The 24,553-nt window shown below is 40.0% G+C and carries 19 protein-coding genes and 1 pseudogene; 9 read left to right on the top strand and 11 right to left on the bottom strand.

Annotation, left to right across the window (positions count from 1 at the left end; all coding sequences use genetic code 11):
* Positions 1-180 precede the first annotated feature (180 nt).
* Positions 181-3,912 carry a trifunctional transcriptional regulator/proline dehydrogenase/L-glutamate gamma-semialdehyde dehydrogenase gene (gene putA / locus FTV04_RS13975; RefSeq protein WP_180090046.1) on the bottom strand — a complete coding sequence of 1,244 codons (3,732 nt, stop codon included), beginning with the start codon at positions 3,910-3,912 and terminating at the stop codon, positions 181-183.
* A 133-nt stretch (positions 3,913-4,045) separates the two neighbouring features.
* On the opposite strand from putA, the gene FTV04_RS13970 reads away from it, so the two are divergent.
* Complete coding sequence (locus tag FTV04_RS13970; protein WP_180090044.1) at positions 4,046-4,543, top strand: Lrp/AsnC ligand binding domain-containing protein; 498 nt, start codon at positions 4,046-4,048, stop codon at positions 4,541-4,543.
* Between the two features lie 415 nt (positions 4,544-4,958).
* Here the strand turns inward: FTV04_RS13970 and putP are convergent, their stop codons facing one another.
* Positions 4,959-6,461, bottom strand: coding sequence for a sodium/proline symporter PutP (putP, locus tag FTV04_RS13965; RefSeq protein WP_180090042.1), 1,503 nt, complete (start codon positions 6,459-6,461; stop codon positions 4,959-4,961).
* 423 nt (positions 6,462-6,884) lie between these two features.
* Between putP and FTV04_RS13960 the strand changes: the two genes are divergently transcribed.
* The 5 genes from FTV04_RS13960 (at position 6,885) to FTV04_RS13940 (ending at position 14,858) form a co-directional block, all read left to right on the top strand.
* Positions 6,885-8,333 carry an aspartate ammonia-lyase gene (locus FTV04_RS13960; RefSeq protein ID WP_180090040.1) on the top strand — a complete coding sequence of 483 codons (1,449 nt, stop codon included), beginning with the start codon at positions 6,885-6,887 and terminating at the stop codon, positions 8,331-8,333.
* 335 nt (positions 8,334-8,668) lie between these two features.
* Positions 8,669-9,025 carry a hypothetical protein gene (locus FTV04_RS13955; protein ID WP_078193486.1) on the top strand — a complete coding sequence of 119 codons (357 nt, stop codon included), beginning with the start codon at positions 8,669-8,671 and terminating at the stop codon, positions 9,023-9,025.
* 179 nt (positions 9,026-9,204) lie between these two features.
* Positions 9,205-12,672, top strand: coding sequence for a transcription-repair coupling factor (gene mfd, locus FTV04_RS13950; RefSeq protein WP_180090069.1), 3,468 nt, complete (start codon positions 9,205-9,207; stop codon positions 12,670-12,672).
* A 223-nt stretch (positions 12,673-12,895) separates the two neighbouring features.
* Entirely contained in the window at positions 12,896-13,330 is a 435-nt protein-coding gene (locus FTV04_RS13945; protein WP_067762788.1) for an HIT domain-containing protein, read from the top strand.
* A gap of 61 nt (positions 13,331-13,391) precedes the next feature.
* Entirely contained in the window at positions 13,392-14,858 is a 1,467-nt protein-coding gene (locus tag FTV04_RS13940) for an adenylate/guanylate cyclase domain-containing protein (protein WP_180090038.1), read from the top strand.
* A gap of 172 nt (positions 14,859-15,030) precedes the next feature.
* Here the strand turns inward: FTV04_RS13940 and fdx are convergent, their stop codons facing one another.
* From fdx to FTV04_RS13900, 8 genes are all read right to left on the bottom strand, one after another.
* Positions 15,031-15,369 carry an ISC system 2Fe-2S type ferredoxin gene (gene fdx, locus FTV04_RS13935; protein WP_078188671.1) on the bottom strand — a complete coding sequence of 113 codons (339 nt, stop codon included), beginning with the start codon at positions 15,367-15,369 and terminating at the stop codon, positions 15,031-15,033.
* A 16-nt stretch (positions 15,370-15,385) separates the two neighbouring features.
* Positions 15,386-17,245, bottom strand: a complete 1,860-nt coding sequence (hscA, locus tag FTV04_RS13930; protein ID WP_180090036.1) for a Fe-S protein assembly chaperone HscA — start codon at positions 17,243-17,245, stop codon at positions 15,386-15,388.
* A gap of 39 nt (positions 17,246-17,284) precedes the next feature.
* On the bottom strand, positions 17,285-17,800 hold the full coding sequence (hscB, locus tag FTV04_RS13925) for a Fe-S protein assembly co-chaperone HscB (protein ID WP_180090034.1): 516 nt from the start codon (positions 17,798-17,800) through the stop codon (positions 17,285-17,287).
* Between the two features lie 104 nt (positions 17,801-17,904).
* Positions 17,905-18,225: an iron-sulfur cluster assembly protein IscA gene (gene iscA, locus FTV04_RS13920; protein WP_078188668.1), complete on the bottom strand. Its 321-nt coding sequence runs from the start codon at positions 18,223-18,225 to the stop codon at positions 17,905-17,907.
* Between the two features lie 37 nt (positions 18,226-18,262).
* Entirely contained in the window at positions 18,263-18,649 is a 387-nt protein-coding gene (gene iscU / locus FTV04_RS13915; RefSeq protein ID WP_078188667.1) for a Fe-S cluster assembly scaffold IscU, read from the bottom strand.
* Between the two features lie 104 nt (positions 18,650-18,753).
* The gene (locus FTV04_RS13910) at positions 18,754-19,971 is read right to left on the bottom strand and encodes an IscS subfamily cysteine desulfurase (protein WP_078188666.1); all 1,218 of its coding nucleotides are present in this window, start codon (positions 19,969-19,971) and stop codon (positions 18,754-18,756) included.
* A 1-nt stretch (position 19,972) separates the two neighbouring features.
* Positions 19,973-20,446, bottom strand: a complete 474-nt coding sequence (locus tag FTV04_RS13905; protein WP_078188665.1) for an Rrf2 family transcriptional regulator — start codon at positions 20,444-20,446, stop codon at positions 19,973-19,975.
* A 112-nt stretch (positions 20,447-20,558) separates the two neighbouring features.
* Positions 20,559-21,206 carry a hypothetical protein gene (locus FTV04_RS13900; RefSeq protein WP_180004651.1) on the bottom strand — a complete coding sequence of 216 codons (648 nt, stop codon included), beginning with the start codon at positions 21,204-21,206 and terminating at the stop codon, positions 20,559-20,561.
* A gap of 207 nt (positions 21,207-21,413) precedes the next feature.
* Between FTV04_RS13900 and FTV04_RS13895 the strand changes: the two genes are divergently transcribed.
* The 3 genes from FTV04_RS13895 (at position 21,414) to FTV04_RS13885 (ending at position 24,321) form a co-directional block, all read left to right on the top strand.
* Complete coding sequence (locus tag FTV04_RS13895) at positions 21,414-21,884, top strand: phasin family protein (RefSeq protein ID WP_180007822.1); 471 nt, start codon at positions 21,414-21,416, stop codon at positions 21,882-21,884.
* Between the two features lie 166 nt (positions 21,885-22,050).
* On the top strand, positions 22,051-22,323 hold the full coding sequence (locus FTV04_RS13890; protein WP_078188662.1) for an HU family DNA-binding protein: 273 nt from the start codon (positions 22,051-22,053) through the stop codon (positions 22,321-22,323).
* Positions 22,324-22,455: 132 nt separating this feature from the next.
* Positions 22,456-24,321, top strand: coding sequence for a SurA N-terminal domain-containing protein (locus FTV04_RS13885; RefSeq protein ID WP_180090032.1), 1,866 nt, complete (start codon positions 22,456-22,458; stop codon positions 24,319-24,321).
* A gap of 145 nt (positions 24,322-24,466) precedes the next feature.
* Here the strand turns inward: FTV04_RS13885 and FTV04_RS13880 are convergent.
* Positions 24,467-24,553, bottom strand: a pseudogene (locus tag FTV04_RS13880) (IS5/IS1182 family transposase); the annotation flags it as partial.

Raw genomic sequence — 24,553 nt, 5'->3', positions numbered from 1 at the left:
TCACCTTATAAGACTAAATTAATTCCACTTTTGGCTGTATTTATCTGTAGAGAAGATGAATCTGAATACGCTAAACAGAACTTTTATCGAGGGGAAGTTAAAAAAACGCTCAATCTTTATGGAACATTCATAAAGATTGAGCTAAGTGAGGAACTGATTAGTTGGAGTTCAATTCAGTGTTTAATTCATTGTCATTAAGCTAGCATTACCACCGGCTGCCGCTGTATTGACACTGATTGCCCGCTCAATCACGAAACGCTCTACAGGGATGTCATATTGGCCTGAAGCTAAATGCGTAATGCCAATAATTGCACCTTCACGAGACGCGATGACTTGTTGAATTTTTAATAACTCAGTTTGTTCACCATGGTGTAAAACCGCATCAAAATTGCCATGATAAATATCCGTGATCACTTTAAATTGGTCCACGAGGATTTTCGGCATGCTATTTAAGTGTTTTAACACAAAGGTATTGTCTGCAAGTACCACGGGTTGACTACCCACCGATAAAATCGCAGCAATTTGATTCAGTTGATCTGCATCATTATTGGCTAGTGAAAGTACACCTTTACGTGCCAAAATGGCATATTGGTTGTTTTCACCGGTTGGGCCTTGTAGCTCAAAACTTTGTCCAGCGGCTATGGCCTGCGGTGCTTGAATCGCAATGCCTGAAAAATGCTGCTTCGCCCAAGTGTTAAAAGCTTCATATGCAGGGAAGTGTGTAGCTTGCGTTTCTGCCTGAGCCGCATAAGGTGTAGCCAGTTTTTTCACAGACACTTGATGCATTAAACGGTAGAGATATAAAGGACCGCCCGCTTTTGGACCTGTACCTGATAAGCCTTCGCCGCCAAAGGGTTGTACACCAACCACAGCACCTACAATATTACGGTTAATGTACAGGTTGCCGACTTCTGCATGACCGATGACTTTTTGAATCGTGTCATCAATACGTGTATGCAAGCCCATGGTCAAGCCATAACCTTTGGCATTAATTTGTGTTAATAGGTTTTCAATCTCACCATATTTGTAGGTGATTAAATGCAATACTGGCCCAAAAACTTCGCGTTCTAAATCATTTAAATTTGGCAGTTCAATCAAAGTTGGTGCAACGAAAGTTCCCGTACTTAAGGCATTGCCATCAGCATTAAACATGATTTGATGTACTGGATAGCCTTTGCTACGCATCTTCTCAATATGTTTTTCAATATTTTGCTGTGCTTCAAGGTCGATCACTGGGCCAATGTCAGTTGCTAAAAGTGCAGGATTTCCGACACGAAGTTGCTTCATCGCACCTTGTAACATGGTACGGACAACGTCCACATTATCTTCTTGTACACAGAGAATACGTAGGGCAGAACAGCGTTGACCTGCACTGTCATAGGCAGAGTTAACGATATCCAATACCACTTGTTCTGTCAATGCAGATGAGTCAACAATCATGGCATTTTGACCGCCAGTTTCAGCAATCAATACCACGCTTTCGCCAAATTGGTTTAAGCGCTGTGCCACGGTTTTTTGCAAGATACGTGCGACTTCCGTTGAGCCAGTAAACATGATGCCTTGGACACGTGAGTCCGCGCTGAGTTTGGCACCAATGGTTTCGCCACGGCCAGGAAGGAGTTGCAATACATCGAAGGGAACACCTGCTTCCCATAAAATATGTACAGCTTGAGCAGCAATCAGTGGCGTTTGTTCAGCAGGCTTGGCAATCACGGTATTACCTGCAACCAAGGCTGCAGCAATTTGACCTGTGAAAATAGCAAGCGGGAAGTTCCATGGGCTAATGCACAGCACAGTGCCAAGAGGTTCAATTTGCGTATTTTCTGCTAGATCAATCATTTGAGCTGCATAATAACGTAGGAAATCTACAGCTTCACGGACTTCAGCAATAGCATTGGCATAAGTTTTACCACTTTCACGTGACAACAACACCATGAGAGATTGCAATTGTGCTTCCATCAAATCTGCCGCACGATTTAAGCATGCTGCACGCTGATCTTTGTCTAAAGTTTTCCATGAAGCTTGGGCATTTACAGCATTATTGAGAGCGATTTCCGCTTGCTCTAGACTAGCTTCACTGACACTGCCGACCACATCACTACGGTTTGCAGGGTTTGTAATGTTGATACTTGCAGTATGAATTTCTTCTAAATTAGCGCCCATTGCACTAGCATGCCACTGGGTATGTGCATGCTGTACTGCCGTGGTATTGAGCTGAGATAAGTCGCGATCATTGGCTAAATCGAGTCCTTTTGAGTTGCGACGTTCTGTGCCATACAAATCTTGCGGAAATGGGATAGAAGGATGCTTAGCTCCAGTGATACCTTCTTTTTCAGCCGTCGCTAATATCGTCTGTCTTGGATTTTCAATTAAATCTTCAATTTTTAAATTTTTATCTGCAATACGGTTGACGAAAGAGGTATTCGCACCATTTTCCAGTAAACGTCGAACCAAATAGGCCAATAAGGTTTCATGGTTACCCACTGGTGCATAAATACGACAAGGCACACCCAGTTTGTTGTCAGACTTCGAACCCACCACTTGTTCATAGAGGGGTTCACCCATGCCGTGAAGGCACTGAAATTCATACTGGCCTGGATAGTAAAGCTCTGGCTGTGCTAATTGGTAGATCGTAGCAACGGTTTGCGCATTGTGTGTTGCAAACTGAGGATAAATTTGCTCAGGTGCTGCCAAGAGTTTTTTAGCACATGCAATATAAGACAGGTCGGTATGAACTTTGCGCGTAAATACAGGATAGTCACTCATACCTTCAATTTGCGCTTTCTTAATTTCGCTGTCCCAGTATGCACCTTTCACTAAGCGGATCATTAAACGTTTTTGGCTACGCTTAGCGAGGTCAATAATATGGTCGACCACATAGAAACAGCGTTTTTGGTAGGCTTGAATCACAAATCCAATACCTTTCCAATCCGCTAATTTAGGCTCAAAACATAGGCGCTCAAGTAGTTCCAAAGAAATTTCAAGGCGGTCAGTTTCTTCAGCATCAATGTTTAGACCAATATTGTAATGCTTGGCTAATACTGCAAGTTCAAGCACTTTGCCATAAAGCTCGTTATGTACACGGTCGATCTGTGAACGTTGGTAGCGTGGGTGTAGGGCAGATAATTTGATCGAAATGCCTGCTCCGTTATAAACATCCTTACCTTCAGAAGCTTGACCAATCGCGTGGATCGCATCGGTATAGTCTTGATAATAACGTTCTGCATCAGGTTCAGTTAATGCTGCTTCACCTAACATGTCATATGAATAACGGAAGCCTTTGTCTTCTAATACTTCTGCATGTTTAAGCGCTTCATTGATGGTCTCGCCTGTGACAAACTGTTCGCCCATCATACGCATAGCCACGTCGACAGCTTTACGGATAATGCCACGACCACTGCGTGCTAAAATACCCGTCAATAGAGTAGACAGACTTTTTTGTTGAGGGGTTTCCATCAGTTTGCCCGTCAGCATTAATCCCCAAGCAGCAGCATTAACGAACATGAGGCTACTTTGGCCAACATGATCTTTCCAGTTACCTTGGTTGATTTTATCTTTGATCAGTAAATCACGTGTTGCTTTGTCTGGAATACGAAGTAGCGCTTCAGCTAAACACATGAGCGCGATGCCTTCTTGAGAAGACAATGAAAACTCTTGTAGCAAGCCTTGTACAATGCCTGCTTTACCTGTACCGCTTTTACGTTCACGTAATGAATGGGCTAAGTCAAAAGCCAATTGTTGAATTTGATCGCTGATCGGGGAAGGGATTTCACTGTGTGCTAATAAGTTTTCAATGCACTCAGTTTCAGCACGACGCCATGCTGTATTAATCGATTGTTCAAAGCTATTCTTGTCTTTAAATTCAGTGATGTAGTCATCGCTTCCCGTGACTTCAAATACTTTTCCATTCATGTTTCAATTTTCCGTGTCAAAGTTCTATGACGAGCAAATAAATCTTGAGCTTGATCCTTTATTTAATTTATCATCACAGAATATTTAGCGAATAACTCACTATAGTTTTAATAATATTTAGAGAAAAATTCAGATGACTAGCCCATATTTGAGCTTAGACCGTATAGATATTCGTATTTTAGAGTTGCTGCAAGAAGACGGAAAATTGTCCAATATTAAGCTTGCAGAAATGGTGAATTTATCACCCACTGCGGCGTTGGCACGTGTGCAAAAATTATCGAAAGAGGGCTTTATTTTAGGCTATGAAGCACGTTTAAATCCGGTCTTACTCAACAATGGATTTGTGGTTTTTGTAGAGATTTTACTAGATAAAACCACGCCCAATGTATTGGAAGATTTTTCGGATGCAGTGCGTCAAATTCCAGAAATCGTAGAATGTCACATGATCAGCGGTGGTTTTGATTTTGTGGTGAAAATACGCTGCGCAAATATGGAAGAATTTAGAAAAATTTCAGGGCAGGTGCTTTGGCAATTACCTGGTATCAAGGAAACGCGTAGTTATCCTGTGATGGAAGTGATCAAAGAAAGTATGCAAATTAAGCTGAAACCTGCGGCTCGATCAATTAAGTAACTGCACTTACGAGTATAAATGTAATTGCGCATTTTAAAACGATTTTTAAGTCTATTCGACGGAGTCTTACATCTTGGGTTTGGATAAAGGGTTTAGCCTTCGGCTGGAGGCACTTTTACGAAACGTTGTTTCTCATTTGGCAAAATGAGAAGTGTGCTTCGCAAGGAAATCATCTTGCGGTGCAATGCACCTCACCAACAAAACTCGTTCACTACCGTCAAATTATTAAAAATGTCGCAAAAACATTTTTGATGAAAATTAGTCCTGTCTCAAACACTTGTGGATGACTTTATCGCGTATCGTTTTCTTATTTGAATCAAATTGCGCATCTGATGTTACTGCGTAACATAAATTATGTAATAGAAAATGTGAGTACTAAAAAGGGGCATTTAGCCCCTTTTTAGTGTCAAAAATTTTAGATTTCAGACATTTCTTTTTGATATTGCGCTTCGGCTTTTTCAAAGCGTTCAACAACTTCAGCCTCAGGTGCTTTGCCCAATAAGCTCACGACAACGATACTGATTGCAGAGAAAATAAAGCCTGGAATGATTTCGTATAAACCAAGGTGGCCTAAGTAGTTTTTCCACACGATTACAGTCACAGCACCCACGATCATGCCAATGATTGCTCCGTTAAGCGTCATACGTTTCCACAGCAATGAAAGAATAATCAGTGGGCCAAATGCAGCTCCGAAACCTGCCCATGCATAAGCTACTAAGCCTAAAACTTTACTTGCAGGGTTCATTGCAAAGGTGATTGCAAATACGGCAATTGTCAAGACCATCGCACGTCCAATCCAAACCAATTCTTTTTGCGATGCGTTTTTACGAATAAAACCTTTGTACAAATCTTCCGTCAAGGTGGTTGAACACACCAATAACTGGCAGCTGAGTGTGCTCATCACCGCAGCTAAAATTGCGGCTAAAATAATCCCTGCAATCCACGGATTGAATAGAATTTTAGTCAATTCCATAAATACCGTTTCAGGGTTGGCATTAACGACGCTTGCCAGTTCTGGGTGAACTTGGAAGTAAGCAATACCGATATAACCCGCTGCTACAGCACCGCCTAGACACAGGATCATCCATGTCATACCAATGCGTCGTGCATTTGGAATGGATTTAACAGAATCGGCTGCCATAAAGCGAACCAAAATATGCGGCTGACCAAAATAGCCTAAGCCCCACGCCATGCTGGATAAAATCGCCACTGTACTTAAACCTTCAAATAAATTAGAAGCTTGTGGGCGAGCTGTTTCCAAAATAGCCGCAAGATTTTGACTGTTATCACCTAAAGCAAGGTAGGCGATGATCGGTGTGATCAGCAGTGCAAAGATCATCAGACCCGCTTGGAAAGTATCGGTCCAACTAATCGCTAAAAATCCACCAATGCAGACATAACTGATGGTTGCAATTGCACCAATCCACAGTGCTGTTGTGTAGTTCCAACCGAATAAACTTTCGAAAAGTCGTGCGCCAGCCACCATGCCAGAAGCACAGTAAATCGCAAAGAAAACTAAAATCACTACAGCTGAAATGATACGTAAAATCTTTTTACGGTCTGCAAAACGGCTCGTGAAATAATCGGGCAGGGTCAGGGCATTATTTTGATATTCGGTATGAACACGCAAGCGACCTGCAACGATCAGCCAGTTCAACCAAGCACCAATAATTAAGCCGATTGCAATCCAAGCTTCGGAAAGACCAGATAGATAAATTGCACCAGGGAGACCCATGAGTAGCCAACCACTCATGTCGGATGCACCTGCTGAAAGTGCAGTCACAACACTTCCTAAACTTCGTCCACCTAAAATGTATTCGTCAAAGTTATGCGTAGCTTTGTAGGCATACAAACCAATGGCAAGCATTGCAAGAATATAAAAAATAAAGGTGACTAATGTCGGGTTTAAATGGCTCATAGGCGGTTCATCCTTAATGAAAGCAAATCATCTCTGTCCTAGATGAAAATTTGTACTTCTGTCGTAAGTCGCAGATTCAAGCACGATTTAAAAATTACACTCTGTAACCTTTAAGCATATTTTATGTATGTTTTGCGTAAATGATATTTTTTCTTATTACAAATCGAATTTTTTATTGTGCTGCTGAAATGTTGTACAGAAGGGAATTTAAATTTTGAAATGTAAATCTACTTAAGACTTTTCATCACAAAAAGAGAACTAATGAAATTAGGTAAAAATTACACAATGTTACATGGTGAACAAGAAATGTGCATTTGAAATATTTGGTTGCAAATGTGCATCACATCATCTGTAGTGAGATGATTTGAACAGGTCGAATATGAGGTATGCACAGTCTTGGTGCGTAATTAGAGGGAATGCGCAGTGACAACGGTTCAAATGGAAAAAACGAGAATAGAGCATGATTTATTGGGGGATAAAGCAGTCCCGCAGTCATGTTATTACGGTATACATACATTGCGTGCCATCGAAAACTTTCAAATATCAAAGCAGCATGTCGGACAAAATTTAAACTTTGTACGCGCTATTGCTCGGGTAAAAAAAGCGTCAGCAGAAACCAATTATCAATTTAACTTAATACAAGATGATATTCGCCAAGCGATTCAGCAGGCGTGCGATGCATTGATTGATCATCCTGAACAATGGGCAGATTCATTTCCAATTGATATTTATCAAGGTGGAGCAGGCACTTCTATTAACATGAATGCCAATGAAGTCATTGCCAATATTGCCCTTGAGTTGCTCGGAGATGCTAAAGGCAGTTATCAACGGATTCATCCAAACGATCATGTTAATAAGTCACAATCCACCAATGATGTCTATCCAACAGCGCTGCGTCTAGCAACATTTAGCGCTTTTGATGCTTTATTTGTGGTTTTAAATCAGCTAATTGGAAGCTTACATATTAAAGCCGATGAGTTTAAACATGTCATCAAAATGGGGCGTACACAGTTACAAGATGCTGTTCCGATGACTTTGGGGCAAGAGTTCCGAGCATTTGCAACATTATTAAAAGAAGATTTGAAGTTGATTGAGCAAAATCGACAGCTTCTATTGGAAATTAATTTAGGTGCGACGGCAATTGGCACTGGCGTGAATTCTCCTGCGGGTTATGCAGCGAAGGCCGTTGAAAATCTAGCTCATTTGACCGGTCTAAAATTGCAAGGTGCAGAAGACTATGTCGAAGCAACCAGCGATTGTGGCGTATTTATTTTATTATCAAGTTGCTTAAAACGTTTAGCTGTCAAACTTTCTAAAATCTGTAATGACTTACGTCTTTCAAGTTCGGGGCCACGAACAGGTTTAGCGGAAATTCGTTTACCTGAGTTACAAGCAGGTTCGTCGATCATGCCTGCAAAGGTCAATCCCGTGATCCCAGAAGTGGTCAACCAAATTGCATTTCGAGTGATGGGCAATGATTTAACCATAACTTTAGCCGCAGAAGCAGGGCAATTACAATTAAATGTCATGGAGCCGGTCATTGCATTGTCCATGAATGAATCGATTGAGCTTTTGGTGAATGCCGTAAAAACATTAGATAGCAAATGTATCCAAGGAATTCAGGCAAATGAGCAAGCATGTTTTGACGCTGTTATGCGTAGTGTAGGAATCGTGACCTTACTCGATCCATATTTAGGTCATGCAAAATGTGATGAAATCGGTAAGCAATGTATTGCCGAAAATAAAACTATTCGCCAAGTGGTTTTAGAGCAAGAGCTGTTAACTGTAAGTCAATTGGATGAAATTTTCTCGATTGAAAATTTAGTTTCTGAAGTGACACCATTTAGTATGCCACTCGCTCAAGTGAGTTAAATGCTTATTTAAGACTTTTAAATAGCCCCATGATGAGTAAATGACGAAGGTTAATCCTTCGTTTTTTATTTGAAGAAATTAGTGGTAAATCTAGAAAACTAATCTGATGGCAGTGGCGTTTTAGATTTCTGAAAGTAACTTAATTTCTAAAAGAAAGTATTGGGTTGAAAATAAAACGCTATATTTGCTTAAGATCGTAATTATAGTTCTATATATAGTCATGAAGGTTTGGATGAAAAATTTAGCGCATAGATAAAGTCAGAAATACTTTAACTTGCCCAAAAAAGGATGTAATCGAAGTACAATAGGTTTTTTATCATGTTGTAGATAGTCAGATGTTTAATAAGTTAGTCGATTTATTCAAAGGCGCTAAAGAGTCGCCTGAGCAACTTTACTTAGAACAACACCACATTCAATATGATGAAACACAGGGCTATATCATTGAAGGCGTAGTTTTAAATACATTGTCTGAACGTATGGAATATCTGTCGAATAGAAAAATGACAAATTTCGATGATTTAAAACAGCTCTATGCAACTGCAATGATTATCAATGAAAAAATAGACTTGGAAATTGCAAGTCAACGCTTTGTTGCACGATTAGGCAATACTGAAGAAAATCTGTTGCAGTTTAAACTCTATGTCAAACTATTGAATGATTATTATCGTCAATTCATCCGTGATCGTAAGTAAGTGAATGGACTGCAGTGTTTGAGTTTGATGGGTGCGTTAATGGTACTCATCAATAGAAAATACAATCGCAAATCCATATTGGTTAAAACACTGTATATAGTTGCTTAAATCTCGGAATGTAAAAAGCATCGTGTTAATATGATCACCAAGTGATTAAAACATTAAAAGCTATTTACATCATGTTCCAGCAAGAAATTTCACAACTCAATCTTAAACAGCTCAAAGCTGGCGAAAAGCGGTGGGTCGGAAACTTACAAGGCTCATCTGCTGCATTATTATTTAAAGAAATTAGCAAACAATCGAAACAGTTGTTTGTGATTGTAGCACGTAATAATCAGCATCTCGGGCAGTTAGAAAGTGAGCTGGAATTTTACGGAATTAAGCCGACTATTTTCCCAGATTGGGAAATTTTACCTTATGACCGGCTGTCGCCACATCAAGACATCGTTTCTGAGCGCTTGGCGATTTTGTCCAATATGCCACAGCAAGGTGTGTTGTTGGTTTCAGCAACAACTTTAGCGCAGCGAGTTGCACCGGCATCTTGGGTATTAGGTGAACACTTTGATATTAAAGTAGGTCAAAAATTTGATATCGAACAACAAAAATTAAGATTAGTACAAGCGGGCTATCACTTAGTGGACACCGTTTATGATCATGGTGAATTTGCAGTACGCGGCAGCATCATGGATATTTACGCTTCGGGGCAAAGTTCACCAATTCGTATTGACTTATTTGATGATGAAATCGATACCCTCAAATTCTTTGATCCTGAAACTCAGCGAACCACCCAAAATTTAGATCATTTTACGGTTTTACCTGCAAAAGAATTTCCATTAAAAGAAGCGCGTTCACTGTTTCGTGATCGATATGCGGAAAATTTTCCGACGGCAAATCCAAAGAAAAACCCAATTTATCAGGATGTACAAGACGGTATAGCTTCACCGGGTATTGAGTTTTATTTTCCGTTGTTCTTCTCTGAACAAGCCATGAAAGAGCAAAGTACGCTATTTTCGTACTTACCTAAGAATGGCATTGTCATTACAGATAAATCTATTGATGACACATTGATTCAGTTTTGGTCGGATATTGTGCGTCGTTATGAAGACCGCCGTCATAATGTCGACCAACCGATTTTGCCGCCAGAGCAGATTTTCCTACAACCAAATCAAGTGTTAGAACAATTAAATCTCTGCCGTCGTATCGTGGCTTCGCCTGAGGCTTTTGATGAACGTAATGGCGTGATCAATCTTGCTGCTGAGATTCCACCCCGTTTACCGGTCGATCCAAAACGTGAAAAGCCATTTTCTGCGGTTAAGCAATATATCGATGCGGCAAATTATCCGGTGCTTTTGGTGGCTGAAAGCGCAGGTCGACGTGAAACCTTAAAAGATGCGTTGCGTCCAAGTTTGGGTGATATCCCGACGGTCGAAAGTTTTAATGATTTTATGCATTCTATGCATGCGATTGCGATCACCAATGCGCCCTTAGATCGTGGTTTATTGTTAACTGACAAGCTCAGTGTAATTTCTGAAAATCAGCTTTATGAACACCGTGTGGTTCAACGTCGTCGTAAACGCCAACAGGAAGTATCAGAAGAGTTCCTAGTTCGTAGTTTAACCGAGCTAAGTATTGGCGCACCAGTGGTTCATATTGATTATGGTGTGGGGCGATATGCAGGTTTAATTACCTTGAGTATCGATGAGCAAGACCATGAATTTTTGCAGTTAGACTATGCCGATGCAGCCAAAGTGTATGTCCCTGTGACAAACCTGCATTTAATTAGCCGATATAGCGGTGGTGACCCAGATCTAGCACCATTACATAAATTGGGCACAGATGCATGGTCTAAAGCCAAACGCAAAGCTTTAGAGCAGATCCATGATGTGGCGGCAGAACTTTTACATATTCAAGCCCGTCGTCACTCGAAGCCGGGTTATGGATTTGAACTGGATCAAAGTCTCTATATGCAGTTTGCCAGTGGCTTCGCCTATGAGGAAACCCTAGATCAAGCCAATGCTATTGAAGCGACACTCTATGACATGCAACAAGCGAAGCCGATGGATCGCTTGGTTTGTGGTGATGTCGGTTTTGGTAAAACAGAAGTAGCTATGCGTGCTGCATTTGTGGCAGTACAAAATAACAAACAAGTGGCTGTACTTGTTCCAACCACGTTGTTGGCGCAGCAGCACTACGAGTCTTTCAAAGATCGCTTCGCGGATTGGCCTGTACGTATTGAAGTCCTTTCACGCTTTGGTTCATCAAAATCACATACCAAAACCATTGAAGACCTCGCAGAAGGCAAAGTGGATATTGTGATTGGCACACATAAAATCTTGCAGGAAAGTGTGCAATTTAAAAATCTCGGCCTCATGATCGTGGATGAAGAGCACCGTTTTGGTGTACGTGATAAAGAGCGAATTAAAGCCTTACGTGCCGATGTTGATATGCTAACGCTAACTGCAACGCCTATTCCACGTACGCTGAATATGGCTTTTAGTGGCATGCGTGATCTATCTATTATTGCAACGCCGCCTGCACGTCGACTTGCTGTGAAAACCTTTGTACAAGAGCATACTGGAGATTCGATCAAAGAAGCCATCTTGCGTGAATTGCTACGTGGTGGACAAGTGTATTTCTTACACAACGAAGTCGAGACCATTGAACGTACGGCAGAAACCTTACGGGAATTGGTCCCTGAAGCACGTGTTGCGGTTGCTCATGGTCAAATGCGTGAGCGTGAACTAGAGCAAATCATGCAACAGTTCTATCACAAAGAATATAACGTGCTGGTGTGTTCAACCATTATTGAAACTGGGATTGATGTGCCAAACGCCAATACCATTTTGATTGAACGTGCAGATAAACTGGGGCTTGCGCAGTTGCACCAATTACGTGGTCGTGTTGGTCGATCGCACCATCAAGCATACGCCTATTTACTTGTACCTTCGCTCAAAGGCTTAAAGGGTGATGCTGAAAAACGCCTAGATGCCATTTCGCGTGCATCGACTTTGGGTGCGGGTTTCATGTTGGCTACAGAAGACTTAGAAATTCGTGGTGCAGGTGAGTTGCTGGGTGAACAGCAAAGTGGCTCAATGCAAACCATCGGTTATAGTCTATATATGGAAATGCTTGAAAAAGCCACCAAAGCCATTCAAAAAGGCAAAACACCTAATTTTGACTCACCATTATCATTAACGGCTGAAATTAGCATGCACATGCCAGCCTTAATTCCAGATGATTATTTAGGTGATGTACATCAACGGTTATTGTTCTATAAACGCATTAGTAATACGGATACTCAAGAGAAACTCGATAACATTCGTATGGAGTTGATCGATCGTTTTGGCTTGCCGCCGCAAGCAGTCAAGCAATTATTCTCTGTCCATCAGTTGCGTTTAAAAGCGGAACAATTGGGTATCACAAAAATTGATATCAGTTCACATGGCGGCAGTATTGAGTTCTCACCAGATACACCAGTTCAAGCCATATCGATCATTCAAATGATGCAAAAGCATCCGACTTTCTTCCGAATGGAAGGTGGACAGCGTCTAAAAGTGATGGTCATGCTCGAAGAATATGACAAACGCATTCAATTTATAAATGACTTATTAGACAGTTTGCTGAAGGAATTGGCGCCAAATCAATAGATTTGGCGTATAAATTGCTTGTTTAGAATGAGTAGATTTTCATGAGTGTTTTTTATATAGAAGAAACGCTTGATTTTTTTGAAAAATTTATTAGAGTCATAAGCACGCAACGTTTTATTCAAATGCAGTTTATTTGTAATGAAACGTTCTGTACAGAATATTCACACCCATAAGGATGTGATAGTATTAGCCATCATTCTAATTTTGCATCATTTATAAAGATATGTTTAGTTTACATCCACAACTTGCTCAAGATACGTTTTATGTAGGCGACTTTCCTCTGTCAACATGTCGTTTGATGAATGATATGCAATTCCCGTGGCTTATTTTGATTCCACGTGTTCCGGGAATTACAGAGCTTTATGAATTAAGTCAGGCAGACCAAGAGCAGTTTTTACGTGAATCAAGCTGGTTATCAAGCCAATTGTCACGTGTATTCCGTGCAGACAAAATGAATGTAGCTGCATTGGGTAATATGGTTCCACAATTACATTTTCATCATGTTGTTCGTTATCAAAATGATGTGGCTTGGCCGAAACCAGTTTGGGGTACGCCAGCAGTTCCTTATAACAATGATGTCTTGGCACACATGCGCCAAACACTAATGCTTGCACTACGTGGTCAAGGTGATATGCCTTTCGATTGGCGTATGGACTAATCCCGATTTACGGACAATATCAGGATAGTAGAAGAATGAGTGTCCGTATGGGGGCGATCGAGTGCCGTTAGACAATTTAATCAGCAAAGAGCCTAAACAGTTTGAATATTTTCATCGTTTGATGGGATATATCATGCTGTCTTTGGTGATTATTGTCTATCATTACACTCAGCCAGATACGCAATATCAAATCTATATTCCTGCATTTTTATTTTTTCTGATTTTAGTCGTTCCTAAGTTTTCTCATTGGTTAATTTATCGATATAGCAATCAAGTTAAGCGTAATGTGCTTTTTCTGATCGATATCATAGTAATTGCTGTACTAATGTCTGCAGTACATTTAAGCCTTGTTTTAACTTTTCTTGCGGTCTTTGCGCTGCTATATACAACCATTTATAACAAAATCAATTTCTTAATGATGTCCTTGGCAGGGATTGTAGGCGTCACTGTATTTTATTTATGTAATATTTATGTCTTTGGTTTTCAAGAATATTTTGAGTCAACCAGCAGTGAATTAACCGTTCTTGGCTTTTTATGCCTCATTACCTATTTCAGTGTGGGGACATTTTATCAACACACCCAAGTTCAGTCTTTGAGCAATAAAAAGAACCACTATTATGATCAGATGAATCGTTATATGGAATTCGCCAATCAATTGAGTCGTTATGCGCCTATGCAACTTTGGCAATCGATTATGAAAGGTGAGTCTGAAGCTAAAATCGAATATAAACGTAAAAAACTCACGATTTTCTTTTCAGATATTCAAGGGTTCACAGAACTTTCTGAAACATTAATCCCAGACGATTTAGCATTTCTACTCAATGACTATTTGAGTCATATGACTGAGATTGCCAAACAGTATGAAGCGACTGTCGATAAATTTATGGGTGATGCAATTCTAATCTTCTTTGGTGATCCACATAGCCAAGGCGTAGAGCAAGACGCAAAAACCTGTTTAGAGATGGCAATGGTCATGCGTCAGCAAATGAAGTTGCTGCGTGAACGCTGGATTAAAATGGGTTATCCGCCGCTACACATTCGTATGGGTATTTCTACAGGGTATTGCCACGTTGGGAACTATGGTGCGGCTCACCGTATGGCTTATACCATCGTGGGTCGTGATGCCAACTTGGCTGCAAGATTACAGAGTGCTGCCGAAGTCGATGAAATTTTGATTTCAGACGATACGCATCATTTAGTGAAAAATGACTATTTATGTGCACCCAAAGCGCCGATCTTCTTAAAAGGCATCAAAGGCCCAGTACGTACTTGGCAAGTGATGGAAAAATACACCTCACAGAAAACAGATTATCAACGTTGGTTTGACTACGAATATAAAGGCTTTAATCTATTGTTGAACTTAGATGAAGTACAAAACTTTGAATATCCAGAACTAATACATGTCTTAGAACGCATGATTCAGCGCCTACAAACACAGCAAAAAATGACCAACTCTGCTGGTATTGTTAAACTGAATTTAGAAGACGAAGTGATCGAAGAAGTCAAAAAAACTGAATCTCACTCTTAATTTCACATATACATTGTAAAAATTAGATCTAATCGTATCACGTAAAATTTTAACAATAACTCAGTTCATGCTTTTATAAAAACTTCTTATTTTTGAAATATTAAATAAATTTATCCATAAAAAAGCCAGTTACGATGAACTGGCTTTTTGATTATAGAAAATTATCTATAAATTAATGATTTTCTGAAGCATGGTTGATGGTGTATTTAGGAATTTCAATTTCCAAATCTTCATCTTCAATTTTTACTTGGCATGACAGACGAGAGTCTGGTTCTAATCCCCAAGCACGATCGAGAAGATCTGCTTCGACATCATCCATTTCATCTAGACCATCAAAACCTTTACGTACAACCACATGGCAAGTGGTGCATGCTTTAGACATATCACATGCATGTTCAATTTTGATGCCGTTTTTTAACATGCTTTCGCAAAGGTTAGCATTTGCTTCGACTTCAAACTCAGCGCCGTTTGGGCAGATTGTTGCGTGAGGCAGTACTTTAATACGTGGCATAATCTTGACCTATAAATTAATTTGAGTTTGACCAATCATCGAGTTTTGTGCCTTTCAATGCGGCATCAATGTGCTGATTCATACGAGCTGCAGCAAATGCATCGCTATGTATTTTAAGCTGTTCTACAGCATGTTCAATAGCTTTGATATCTGTCGTTTCAAGTGCAGCATCTAAAACTGTGCGTGCAGCAGTGAGGGAACTATGTTGCTCTTGGCTGAGAAGTTGAGCATCTACTTTAAGTGCTTGATCAAGTGCTTCAAGTTCACGTTTTGCTTCCACTTTGGTTTCTTGAAGATGGCGTAAGTTTTTGTCTTCTTCAGCAAACTTATAACCATCAATCAGTAAGCGTTCAGTGTCGGCATCAGATAAACCATAAGAAGGTTTGATGTCAATTTGAGCATGCACACCAGAAGTGGTTTCTTTGGCTGACACCGTCAATAAACCATCTGCGTCAACTTGGAAAGTCACTTCAATACGTGCTTGACCTGCAGTCATCGGTGGAATACCACGAAGTACAAAACGACCTAGACTACGGCAATGTTCAACCAAATCACGCTCACCTTGTACAACATGAATCAACATCGCTGTTTGACCATCTTGATAGGTTGTGAATTCTTGGCGACGAGCCACTGGAATAGCTGTATTACGCGAAATAAGGCGCTCAACCAAACCGCCCATGGTTTCTAAACCTAAAGAAAGCGGTGTGACGTCTAAAAGTAATGAACCATCTTTAGAGTTACCAATAAGCTGGTTCGCTGTAATCGACGCGCCAATGGCCACAACTTCATCAGGGTTAATAGTGCAGAGTGGTTCTTGATTGAAGACATCTTGAACAGCTTTTTGTACAGCATACGAGCGGGTAGAACCACCGACCAATACCACATTTTGAATATCGCTGAGTTCAAGCTTGGCATCACGCATGACACGTTTACAAACGCTGATAGTTTTATCCAAAGCAACTTTGATGATGGATTCAAAAGTAGGGCGGTCTAAAGTCAATGATTGATCAAGAACTTTAAGCTCTACAGATTCAGCCTCAGTTAGGGCCTCTTTTACTTTTCGAGCAGAAACGATGAAATGTGCATATTCAGCATCATCTAAAGTTTCAATATTCAGTTGTTTTTTCGCCCATTTTACAATCAGACGGTCTAAATCATCACCACCAAGCGCTGTGTGGCCACCCGTTGCTAGAACTTCAAAAACACCTTGAGAGAAACGTAAAATTGAAACGTCAAAAGTACCGCCACCCAGATCATAGATCACATAGTTCTGATCGTGTGCCAGATTGGTGTCTTGGTCTAAGCCATAAGCCACTGCAGCAGCAGTCGGTTCATTTAAAAGACGCAGTACATTTAAGCCTGCAAGCTGTGCTGCATCACGCGTTGCTTGACGCTGTGCTTCATCAAAATAGGCAGGCACAGTAATGACAGCACCATTTACTGGATTGTTTAAGCTGATTTCTGCACGGTCTTTGAGTTGTTTTAAAATTTCAGCAGAAATTTCAACGGGTGTTTTACGACCTTGTGCAGTTTCAAAAGCAGGCATTTCATTCCCTTCACCGACTAAGTTGTACGGGTGTTGGAATTTAATATCTGCCTTAGAGCGACCCATAAAGCGTTTTACAGAAACGATAGTATTTTTAGGATCAGTCGTTAAGAATGCCTTTGCGTCGTCACCATATTGCGCAGTGGATTCGCCATAGTGTGCAATAGAAGGGAGTAACACACGACCATGTTCATCGTTAAGCACTTTCGCTTTACCAGAAAGTACCGTGGCTACTAAAGAGTGTGTAGTCCCAAGATCGATACCAATTGCGATGCGGTGTTCATGCGGCGCACTTGATTGACCAGGTTCTGCAATTTGCAAGAGAGCCATGTGTGTTACATCCTTTGAACGTCAAATATAAAAAATAAATTAAAAATCATCGTCTAAATCAAAGCTATCGTCGTCTAAGAAGCGATCTTCAGCTTTATCGATGTCAGCCATTACTTTTTGGAAAAAGCGTAATTTACGTACGGTATCACGTGCTTCTGCCCAGTCTTCGTCGTCATAATCAATCTTGAATTCACGAACCAAACCGTCTATCCATTGCTGAACTTCAGTTTTAAGTGAAGTGAGGTCATCAGCAGTGCCTGCCTCATCTAACTGTTCACGAATTTCTAAGGCATCTTGTAGGAACTCAAAATCACTAATTGATTGATCAAGGTGATAATCTTGTTTTTTGAGACTTAATAGATATGCAGCGCGGCTATCAACATTGGATAAAGCTTTAAATGCTTGATTAATCTCACTGGATTTAATCAGGGCTAGATCTTTGTCTTCGGCTTTATCTGGATGATATTGTTGCTGCAACTTTAAAAATTCAGATTTTAAAACTGCTAAATCAATATCGAGTGCTACAGGTAAGTTAAACAACTCAAAATGATTCATGGGAGATGGTGTCCGCAATAGAGGTGCAAAAAGTGTTGCTTTAAATGCAATTAAAACAGTGAATTTTACACTGTTTTAATGCGAAAAAGGAGTGTGGAAAAGGCTTAAACCGTAAACGATTCGCCGCAGCCACATTCGCCTTTTTTATTTGGGTTATTAAATTCAAAACCTTCGTTTAATCCATTTTTCACATAGTCCATCTCCATACCTTCGAGATAAACTAAGCTTTTTGGATCAACGAATACTTTTACGCCAAACTGATCGAATACTTGGTCATGCGTGTCAATATCATCGACAAACTCAAGTACATAAGCTAAACCAGAACAGCCAGAAGTTTTCACGCCAACGCGAATGCCTTCACCCTTACCGCGATTCTTGATGTAATTGCTGATATGAGTTGCAGCATTTTCAGTTAAATGAATCATGAAAACTCCGTTAATCTTTTTTAAAACACGTAAACAATTAAGCTTTTACTTTCTTGCTACGGTAGTCTTCTACAGCAGCTTTGATTGCATCTTCAGCAAGTACAGAGCAGTGTACTTTTACTGGTGGAAGTGCAAGTTCAGTTGCAATATCAATGTTCTTAATTGCTTGAGCTTCATCAAGAGTTTTGCCTTTTAGCCACTCTGTTACTAATGAGCTAGATGCAATTGCTGAACCACAACCGTAAGTTTTGAAGCGAGCTTCTTCAATTACGCCGTTGTCATCAACTTGGATCTGTAGACGCATAACATCGCCACAAGCTGGTGCACCGACCATACCTGTACCAACGTTTTCTGCATTTTTGTCTAAAACACCAACATTACGAGGGTTTTCGTAATGATCAATTACTTTTTCGCTATAAGCCATGACGCTTCTCCAAACCTCGGGGTCAGCCTTAAGATTAATATGGGGGTGAAATTACGTTAATCAATGAGATAGCCTTAAAATAAAAGCTATCTCACCGGGATGAATTAGTGTTCAGCCCATTCTACAGAATTAAGGTCGATACCTTCTTTGTACATATCCCAAAGCGGTGAAAGATCACGTAGTTTTTCAACTGCTGCTTTGGTAATTTCAAGTACATGGTCAATATCGGCTTCAGTGGTGTATTTACCAAAGCTGAAACGAATCGAGCTATGAGCCAATTCATCTGAAAGACCCAATGCACGAAGTACATAGGATGGTTCTAAAGTTGCTGATGTACATGCAGAACCAGAAGATACTGCGCAATCTTTAAGTGCCATCATTAACGATTCACCTTCAACGAAGTTAAAGCTGACGTTTAGATAGTTTGCAACGTTGTATTCTGGGTGACCGTTCAGGAAGACTTGTTCAAGACCTTGCAAGCCATTCCAAAGTTTGTCACGAAGTACACGAATACGAGTTTGTTCGGCATGTAAGTTTTTGCCTGCAAGTTCGAACGCTTCGCCCATACCCACGATTTGGTGAGTCGCTAGCGTACCTGAACGCATACCACGTTCATGACCGCCACCGTGCATTTGCGCTTTAATACGTACACGTGGTTGACGACGTACATAAAGAGCACCAATACCTTTAGGACCATAGATTTTGTGGCCAGAGAAGCTCATCAAATCAACTTTCATTGTTGAAAGATCAATTTCTACTTTACCTGCAGCTTGCGCAGCATCTACGTGGAAATAAGTTTTGTTTGCACGAGTCAATTCACCGATTGCAGCTACATCTGTAGTTGTACCGATTTCATTGTTCACCATCATCAAAGATACAAGAATCGTATCTGGACGAAGGGCAGCTTGAACCATTTCAGGTGTAATTAAACCTGTTTTTGCTTCTGGCTCAAGATAAGTAATTTCGAAGCCTTCTTCTTCAAGCTCGCGGCAAGTATCAAGAATTGCTTTATGTTCAATTTTACTTGTAATAATGTGCTTGCCTTTAGATGCATAGAACTGAGCAATACCTTTAAGCGCAAGGTTGTCAGATTCAGTTGCACCAGAAGTCCAAACGATTTCGCGTGGATCAGCTTTTACTAGATTAGCAACTTGTTCACGTGCATATTCTACTTTTTCTTCTGCCTGCCAGCCGTAAGCATGAGAACGAGAAGCTGCATTACCAAAAGTACCGTCAAACGTTAGACATTCCATCATACGTTCTGCGACTTGAGGGTCTACAGGTGTAGTTGCTGCATAGTCAAGATAAATAGGACGCTTCATGTCAAATACCTGTAACCGATAAAAGGGCTGAATCAAAGTTTGCTGAATTTTGACGAATAGATACGGTTTGAACGTTATCGCGTGCTACAAGGTCAGCAAGGGTGATTTTTGCAAGATAATCGGCAATGTGGTGGGAGAGTTCCTGCCATAAATCATGAGTCAAGCACATTGCACCATTTTGGCAGTTGCCTTTGTGGTCACAACGGGTTGCATCAACTGTTTCATTTACAGCTTCAATAATTTCCAAAACAGTGATGTCTTCAGCACTACGAGCAAGGTGATAACCACCGTTTGCTCCACGGATGCTGGAAACTAAGCCGTGACGCTTTAATTTTGCAAATAACTGCTCAAGATAGGCCACTGAAATGGTTTGACGAGCTGCAATTTCTGCAAGAGTGATCGTTTGTTCAGTTGGCTGCAAAGCTAGATCAAGTAGAGCAGTCACTGCGTAGCGACCGCGAGTTGTTAAGCGCATGATTCGATACACATGTTAAGTCTAGATGTGCAGATTTTATGAATCCTGACTAAAATAGTCAAGTTTTTTTGAGATTGTTTATTTGTTTTATTTTGTCTGAAAAATTATGTATTTATTTGAACCACACATTATACACTAATAACGTTATTAAAAGAACAGATATTAGACTAAAAGCGATATTAATCCGCTTTTGACGACGTTCGATACGCTTAATACGGTTTTTATATTGTTTAACTTCAACTTGCAGTGTGTTGATTTTAGAGCGTTGCTGTTCGATTTTTTCTAAAAGTGGGGCAATACGTTTTTTTGACGCAACGATATCGTTTTCTTCGACAGGTTCAGACAGCCAGTGTTTCCAGTCAGATAAAATTTTGGGCACACTAAATAATGAAACCAGATCACGAAATTCATCTTTTAGAACCACATCACCATCGATACGCATGGTTTTGATGCTTTTACGATTACCAAATACAAAAATTTTTACCAAATCTATTAGTGTCGTGCGGACATCAAGGTCGATGGCTTTATCTGGAGATTTCGTGTCGAACAGAATACCGTGCTCAGTAAACTGAACATAAAAATCAAAATAAGGGATGTAGCTATTTATTTTCAGTGCGACTTTTTGATCAACAAATTTTTTAGCTTGTAATGCTACAACACGGTCATGTTTTAAAATGAAAGTAAAAATCGTTTCTAAAACAATCAGGGTCATAGTAAGCAACAAATGTGGTTGAGCTTGTGTTTGTTGCGTATCACTCATAAAAAAAATGTCCTTGTTAAAATCTGAAAGCACTGGAAACTGAGCATCCTGCTCTAGAGGAACTTAGAATATACCAAAAAGTTGGTAATTCACCAGCTTTGTAGAACAGTTTAATCAATCTATCAAGTCATATGTTTGCTATTATGTTGTTAAAATGAAGAATCACATGTTGCTGTGCACATAAAATAATCAGGAGAAGTGCGGATTATGGAAAATACAGAAAGCATAATTGACGATGCACAAGAAACATCAGAAAAGCCGGCTAAAACTCGCGTACGTAGTCATTCTGATCGTCGCTCTAAAATGGATTTTCGCAAATATACCAAACAGATTTGGTTGGCTGGATTAGGTGCTTTTTCACGTGCTGAGGGTGAAGGAAATAAGCTTTTTGACTCTTTAGTCAAAGTTGGAGAGGAGCTTGAGTCCAAAACGATTGATATTGCAGATCAAACTGTCGAAAAAGTTTCAGAAAAAGCCAAAGAATCTGTAACCGATACGAAAGATAAAGTAGAAAAAATTTTAGATAATGGTGTTAATCATTCTTTAAACCGTTTAGGATTGGTGACTGTAAAGGATTTACAGCACTTAGAAAGGCTTATACTTCAATTACATACTAAAGTTGACCAATTGGCCGAAGAAAATGCCCAACTGAGGGCCGAAATACTAAAAAAACACTAACTTTTTTACTATTATCGAATTTTCAAGGTTTTTTTCGTCAAAAAATTCTATAAAAAGAGGTTGAGGAGTATTGCGTTTAACCCTAAAGCATTGCTATAAAGGCGTTATGGCGTTTTATACAAATTTTTGAACCTTAAATAAACGATATTAAGAGGACTTAATTTTCATGAATAAATCAGAATTAATTGATGCAATTGCCGAAAATGGGGGATTATCTAAGGCCGATGCCGGTAAAGCTTTAGATGCTACAATTGCTGCAGTTACCAATGCATTGAAAGCTGGTGATACAGTTACTTTAGTTGGTTTTGGTACTTTCAGCGTTAAAGAACGCGCTGCACGTACTGGTCGTAACCCACAAACTGGTGCGACTTTAGAAATCAAAGCAAGCAAAGTTCCTAGCTTCAAAGCTGGTAAAGGCTTGAAAGATTCTGTAGCTTAAGCTTATTAAGCACATGAGACGCGCCATTATTTGGCGCGTTTTTTATTGGTAAATGTGATTAATTGATATATCGCATTCATTCATCTCGGGTTTTCGGTTAAAATTCACCGCAAATAAAATATTGGAATACTTATGGAATCGTTTCGTAAAGTCATTAAGGGTTGGCTGGGCAAGGTCTTGCTCGTTTTGTTTTTGACCCCTTTAGCACTTGTAGGTATTGAAGGATATTTTAGTGGTGGATCTAAAGATGCGGCAAAGACTGTAAACGGTACTGAAATTTCGCAAAAAGAACTCGAAGCACTGACGAACTCATTAAAAGAACAATATCTGGCATATGCTCAGGGTGATGAAACATTATTGAATCAAAATTTCATTAGCAATAAAGCGATGGATACTTTGGTTTCACGCCAATTGTTATTGCAACAAGCTGATAAATTAGGCATTAGCTTGAGTGATGCACAAATTGTGCAAATGATTCATCAGCAGCCAAGCTTCCAAGTCAATGGTCAATTTTCAGATGAAGCGTTTGGGAGATACCTCGAATCGATTGGTATGACGAACCGCACATTCATTGATAACTTACGTAAAGACCATGCTTTAAAAATGTTGTCTACAACATTTATGGAATATGCATTGGTGAGTAAGCTTGATATCTTGCAAATTGCGAACTTACAAACGGAACAACGTAGTATTCAGTTGGCGAGCATTAATCTTGAAAATTACAAGAAAAATGTAAAAGTATCTGATGCCGAAATTGCCGCTTATTATGAGCAGCATAAAAACAAATTTAAGCAAGCAACCAGTATTGATGCAGATTTTGTCGTATTAACACCTGCCAATATTACTGCACCTGTAGAAGCTGCAACTGATGCTGAATTGAAAGAAGCGTATAACAGCTTTGTTGAGAATGCACAGAAGTCAGTTAAACCACTCGTTAAGCACATCATGATCACTGCAGACAGTCGTTCAGATGCCGAAGCTAAAAAACTGGCTGAAAGTGTTCAAGCTAAAATTAAAGCGGGTTTAAGCTTTGACCAAGCTGCAGCGCAATTCTCTGAAGATCCGGAATCTAAAGCAAAAGGTGGTGAACTGGTTGCTTATGAAAAAGGTGTGTTTGGTGATGCGTTTGATGCTGCAGTTGAAGGTGCTCTAGCTGGTCAAGTGACTGCTCCAGTGAAAACAGACAGTGGTTATCACTTGATCGAAAAAGTGGCGCCAGCTGTAAAAGTGGCTTCATTTGAACAGGAAAAGGCACGTCTACAAGCAGAAGTCGCTGCTTCGAAAAAAGCCAATGTTTTTTCTGACACTGTAAACAGCCTCAATGACATGGTCGTGAGCAGTGATGCCCTTGATGTCGTGGGTCAAGAAGTGAAAGGCGTAAAAGTACAATCATTGAATGGCTTAACATTAGCATCGCAACATCCAGTTTTAAGTGATGCAAACGTCAAAGTTAAATTGTTTAACGATGATGTTAAAAATGGTGAACGTAATGTTTCATCGAGCATTCAGTTGAAAAACGGTGATGTGGTTTGGGTGAAAGTGCGTAACTATCATGCTGCGGGTGTTCAAACTTTAGCTGAAGCGAAAGCGCATGTGAAAACTCAGCTGATTGAAAAGAAAGCGTCTGATGCTGCAAAAGCCCAAATTCAAGCGACATTAAAAGAGTTTGCTGCAAAACCTGCTGCTTCAGTTGCGAAAGGCAGTTTAAACTTTGAAAATGCGGGTACCTTCACTCGTGCGGATGGTTTGTTAAAACGCGAAATTCAACGTGCTGCATTTAGTGTAAAAGCGCCGAAAGCAGGTCATTGGTCTGTTACTACGACTAATCTACCAAATGAATTGGTTGTGGTTGCTGTGACTGCAGTGAACAAACAATCTGATGCGGCATTAACGGGTGAGCAGTTAGATGAGTTAACAAAACTTTATCAACAGCTTCGTGGTCAACAAGAATTTGATGACTATACACGTTATCTAAAAGATCATGCCAAAATTAAATAATTAAGGCAGCTTTAAAAAAAACCAGCTTTCGAGCTGGTTTTTTTATGTTTAAGTTTAATGCATCACACTTTAAGAAAAACTTTTAAAAACAAAAATTAAATAAAATTGACTAGGGTGTGTTGACATTTACAGCCGATAAATTGAGCTAAAGAGGCAACCATATAAATATACAAGCTAAAGCAACAGCGCTTTGATAGTTACGTTTTAGCTTATCGTATCTTGTGGCAATTCC

The sequence above is a fragment of the Acinetobacter sp. YH12219 genome (assembly GCF_013417875.1).
GTDB classification, from domain to species: domain Bacteria; phylum Pseudomonadota; class Gammaproteobacteria; order Pseudomonadales; family Moraxellaceae; genus Acinetobacter; species Acinetobacter amyesii.
The sequence above is the reverse complement of the archived record's forward strand: the minus strand, read 5'-3'. Positions and strand labels throughout refer to the sequence as shown.